Genomic DNA, 4,490 nt, shown 5'->3' on the forward strand with positions numbered 1-4,490 from the left:
CTATCACAAGCACGTCGCCGTGCGCCTTGCGAAGGCCTCACCGGAAGAGGCCGCGACCTGCGAGCGCCAGTCGCGGCGCATCCATCAGGGCGAGCTCGCCGCGTCTTAGAGGTGGCGTCGAAGCGATGGACTTGATCCGCTGCCGCGGCTGCGGTGCGCCCCCCGCTTGCGGGGCAGGGCTATCGCATATGAGTGGCGCTCTCTCCGTTTGCCTCCCCCGCTTGCGGGGGAGGTCGCCGCGCTTGCGCGGCGGGTGGGGGGCGCCCCGGCCTCAGCTGCAGCCTTTTTCGCGCGACGCCCCCACCCCAGCCCTCCCCCGCAAGCGGGGGAGGGAGCGCACCGCCAGCGTTCAAACCCCATATGCGATTGCCCTGGCTTGCGGGGGAGGGCTGGGGAGGGGGTGCCCAAAACGAAAAATCTTCGATGTAGAGCCCCACCCCCGACCCCTCCCCGCAAGGAGGAGGGGAGCAGACTGAGCCCGCGGCTGGCTCGATTCCATGCGGAGGATTCTGCTTTATTAGAGCCGCGTCCCTCACGATAAGAGTTCCGCACTCACGCCTTCTGCTTCGCGGCTTCCTTCTGCAGGTCGGGTGCGTTGACGGAGGGGATGGCGACGCGGCCGGGGCCGGTCTGCGCCAGCGCAGCGGCGGCCTTCTCGTTCTCCATGATCTTGGCCATCACGGCCTGCCCGGCGCGCTCGAACACCGCGCGGTTCTCGATCACAAAGGCCTGCGACTTGCGGAGGCCATCGACATAGCCGTTGATCTCCGGGACCACATAGCGCGCCACCATGTCCCAGCTGCGTCGCGTGTTCTCCGGGTTGGCCCAGTCGTGCACGAAGCCGATGATGGTGCCGACGCCGCCCGACACCTCCATCAGGTTCTTGATGGTCTTGACCAGATCGTCGGGGGTGCCGATCGTCGAGGCGGCGCCCTCAACGAAGGCGGTCTTGTCCACGGCCTCGTCCGGTGACGAGAACGGGGTGAGTCCCGGCCGCATCAGGGTGCCGACATTATATTCGTTGTGCCAGCGCATCAGTCCGGCCCCGGCCTCGCGCCGCGCCTGCTCGCGGCTCTCGGCGATGTGCCAGGTCAGAAGCACGCGCCAGTCGGCGCGGCTCACCGTGGTGCCGTGCTTTTTGGCGGCATCCTCGGCAAATTCCCATTGCTGCGGCAGCGCCATCAGGCCCTTCGTCGACATCGAGCCGAGCGAGATGATGCCGATGCCGTATTTGCCGGCAAGGGTCATGCCCGACGGAGAAATCATCGACGCCACCACGAACGGCATCTCCTCCTGCAGCGGCAGAAGTTGCAGCGCCGCATCGTTCATCGTGAACCAGTCGCTCATCGCGGTGACGCGCTCGCCCTTGAACAGGCGGCGGATGATCGCGATCGCCTCGTCCTGGCGATCGCGCTGGGTCATCGGGTCGATGCCGAGGGTGTGGGCATCTGACGCAAGCGCGCCGGGACCGGAGCCGAAAATCGCCCGGCCGCCGGTCATGTGGTCGAGCTGCACCATGCGCTGCGCCACGTTGAAGGGATGGTGATAGGGCAGCGAGATCACGCCGGTGCCGAGCCTGATGCGTTTGGTGCGCTCGCCGGCAGCGGCCAGAAACATTTCCGGCGAGGCGATCATCTCCCATCCGCTCGAATGATGCTCGCCGCACCAGAACTCGTCGTAGCCTAGCTCGTCGAGCTGCTCGACGAAGGCGAGATCGCGGCGGAACTGCAGCATCGGATGCTCGCCGATCGGATGGTGCGGGGCAAGGAAGGCTCCGAATTTGAGGCGAGGCATTGGTTTCTCTCCAAAGGCAGATTTTGCTTGTTGTCGTGATTGGGCAGGCTACGTGGCACTATGCATCAAGGCAATCGTCGCGGGAGCACGACAGGCTGCCATGCGTGAATGCGATGGATGGTGCACGGTGAGGTGCTCCCGTCGTCAACCGGGCATCGCGGCCGCCCGAATCCGCGCGGCGAAATCGGCTGTTGTCTGTCCCGACTTTCCGTCTAAAAGGCGGTCCGGGCGCCCAGGTGCGTGCCGCGATAGTACCGTTCCAAGAGGCTCTGATGGATTTTGCGCAGTCTGCTCCCTGGCGGCTAACCAATCCGCGCAAGCAGCAATTGATGGAACAGATCGATGCAAGCCTCGATGAAATCGAGCGCTGGCGCAAGATCAACGCGTCCTATCACGCCGATGACTTCAAATTCATGCGCTTCCTCATTCCAGCGGGCAAGCGCGTACTGGAATTGGGTTGCGGCACCGGCGAGCTCCTGGCCGCGCTCGCACCGTCCTACGGCGTCGGCGTCGATTTCGCGCCGAAGACGCTGGCGCGCGCGCGAGCGCGCTATCCGCATCTGAACTTCATTCAGGGCGATGCGGAGGATCCGGCCACGCTCGGCGCGATCGAGGGGCCGTTCGACTACGTCGTCATTGCCGACACCATCGGCATGTTCGAGGACATCGACGCGACCTTGCGGGTGATCCACCAGCTCTGTGCGCCGTCAACGCGGATCGTGATCTCATACTACTCGCATCTCTGGGAGCCTGTGCTGAAAGCCGCCGAGGCGCTGGGCGTGCGGCGCAGGCAGCCGAAATTCAACTTCATCGCGACCGCCGACTTCCTCAATCTGATGGACCTTGCCGACTTCGAGGTGATCAATGGCGAGCACCGGCAGCTCCTGCCACTGCGCCTGTTCGGCCTCGGTCCGTTCGTCAACCGCTTCATCGCGCCGCTACCGGGAATCCGCAAACTCTGCCTGCGCACCTATCTGGTCGGGCGTCCGGTCAAACTGTTTCCGGAGCGCAAATTGTCGGCCAGCGTGCTGATCCCCTGCCGCAACGAGCGCGGCAACATCGAGAACGCGATTCTGCGCATGCCGCGGTTCGGGTCGCAGCAGGAAATCCTGTTCGTGGAAGGCAACTCGTCCGATGGCACCTACGCGGAATGCGAGCGCGTCCGCGACGCCTACAAGGACCAGTGGGACATCAAGGTGCTGAAGCAGGACGGCAAGGGCAAGGGCGACGCGGTGCGCAAGGGCTTTGCCGCGGCGACCGGCGACGTCCTGATGATTCTCGACGCCGACTTGACCATGCCGCCGGAAGCGCTGCCGAAATATCACGCCGTGATCGAAAGCGGCAAGGCCGACTTCGTCAATGGCACGCGGCTGGTCTATCCGATGGAAAACGAGGCGATGCGCCCGCTCAATTTCATCGCCAACCGCATCTTTGCCTACCTGTTCAGCTATCTCGTCAACACCCGCCTCACCGACACGCTGTGCGGCACCAAGGCGCTGCTGCGCAGGGATTACGAGGCGCTGGCGCGGGAGCGCACTTATTTCGGCAATTTCGATCCGTTCGGCGATTTCGACCTGATCTTTGGCGCCGCAAAGCAGAACCTGAAGATCATCGAGACGCCGATCCACTACAAGGCGCGCACCTTTGGCGAAACCCAGATTTCGCGCTTCCGCGACGGCTGGCTGCTGTTGAAGATGGTCTGGTTCGCCTATCGCAAGCTGAAGGCGATCTGAGAAGGCTCGTCATTCCGGGGGCGCGCAAAGCGCGAACCCGTACCTCGAGATTCCGGGTTCGCTCGTTTCACTCGCGCCCCGAATGACGGTGGGGATGACGAGCGCAGCTCCGTCTTTCGCCGTCGCGCGATTGCCCATTGACCAGCGCAATCATCGGTGAGGGTGGAGCATCATAACTTGCGTTGGTGTTGCGCGTTCCGTGATCTAACGGAAATTTTCGTGCTCGCCCGATCGTGACCGCCGTCGTGTTTCCGTCATGGATACGCCGCGTGGTCGTGTCATTGTAAGAAGTGTGGCACGTAAGTCGCGAAGGTCTGAAATCTGGGGATCGACAGCACACGGCCATTTCATTTTGCACTGCAATAACTATTTGCTCAGTGTAGGGTGAGAGTCGCTATTGATGGAGCTGCCGGTGTCCCTCGCCGAAAATGTCGATTACTTGAAACGTCTGCGAGAGCTGAGCGGCTTCGCGGGTTTCGGCGAACGTGCGCGAACCCTCCGGCCTCCGCGCAGCCCGCTCAAGGAAACCGAGCAGTTCGGCGCCAATCCCGGCGAGCTCAAGATGCTTTCCTATGTGCCGACGAACCGGCAGCCCTCGCCTGCGCTCGTGGTGGTGTTGCACGGCTGCGGACAGACCGCCGCCGGTTACGACCTCGGCGCCGGCTGGTCGACCCTGGCGCGCCATTACGGCTTTGCGCTGCTGATGCCGGAGCAGACGCGCGCCAATAATGTCAGCACCTGCTTCAACTGGTTCAGGCCTGACGACGTCGCCCGCGATCACGGCGAGGCCGGGTCGATCCGGCAGATGATCGCGCGCATGGTCGCGGACTATCATATCGACAAGCGCCGCATCTTCATCACCGGCCTGTCGGCCGGTGGTGCGATGACCGCCGCCATGCTGGCGAATTATCCGGAGCTGTTCGCCGCCGGCGCCATCATCGCGGGCCTGCCGTTCGGCGTGGC

3 protein-coding genes are annotated in these 4,490 nt (G+C 63.8%); 2 read left to right on the plus strand and 1 reads right to left on the minus strand.

The annotated features are described in order from the left end of the window. Window positions 1-552: 552 nt before the first annotated feature. Entirely contained in the window at window positions 553-1,794 is a 1,242-nt protein-coding gene (locus JOZ76_RS33660) for an LLM class flavin-dependent oxidoreductase (RefSeq protein ID WP_291705695.1), read from the minus strand. A gap of 272 nt (window positions 1,795-2,066) precedes the next feature. Between JOZ76_RS33660 and JOZ76_RS33665 the strand changes: the two genes are divergently transcribed. Both JOZ76_RS33665 and JOZ76_RS33670 read left to right on the plus strand, forming a co-directional pair. Further along, window positions 2,067-3,527 (plus strand): glycosyltransferase, encoded by a 1,461-nt coding sequence (locus JOZ76_RS33665; protein ID WP_291705696.1) that lies wholly within the window; start codon window positions 2,067-2,069, stop codon window positions 3,525-3,527. Window positions 3,528-3,927: 400 nt separating this feature from the next. Continuing rightward, on the plus strand, window positions 3,928-4,490 hold a 563-nt coding region (locus JOZ76_RS33670), incomplete at its 3' end, for an extracellular catalytic domain type 1 short-chain-length polyhydroxyalkanoate depolymerase (RefSeq protein ID WP_291705697.1).

Source organism: Bradyrhizobium sp. (assembly GCF_019244115.1).
Lineage (GTDB): Bacteria > Pseudomonadota > Alphaproteobacteria > Rhizobiales > Xanthobacteraceae > Bradyrhizobium.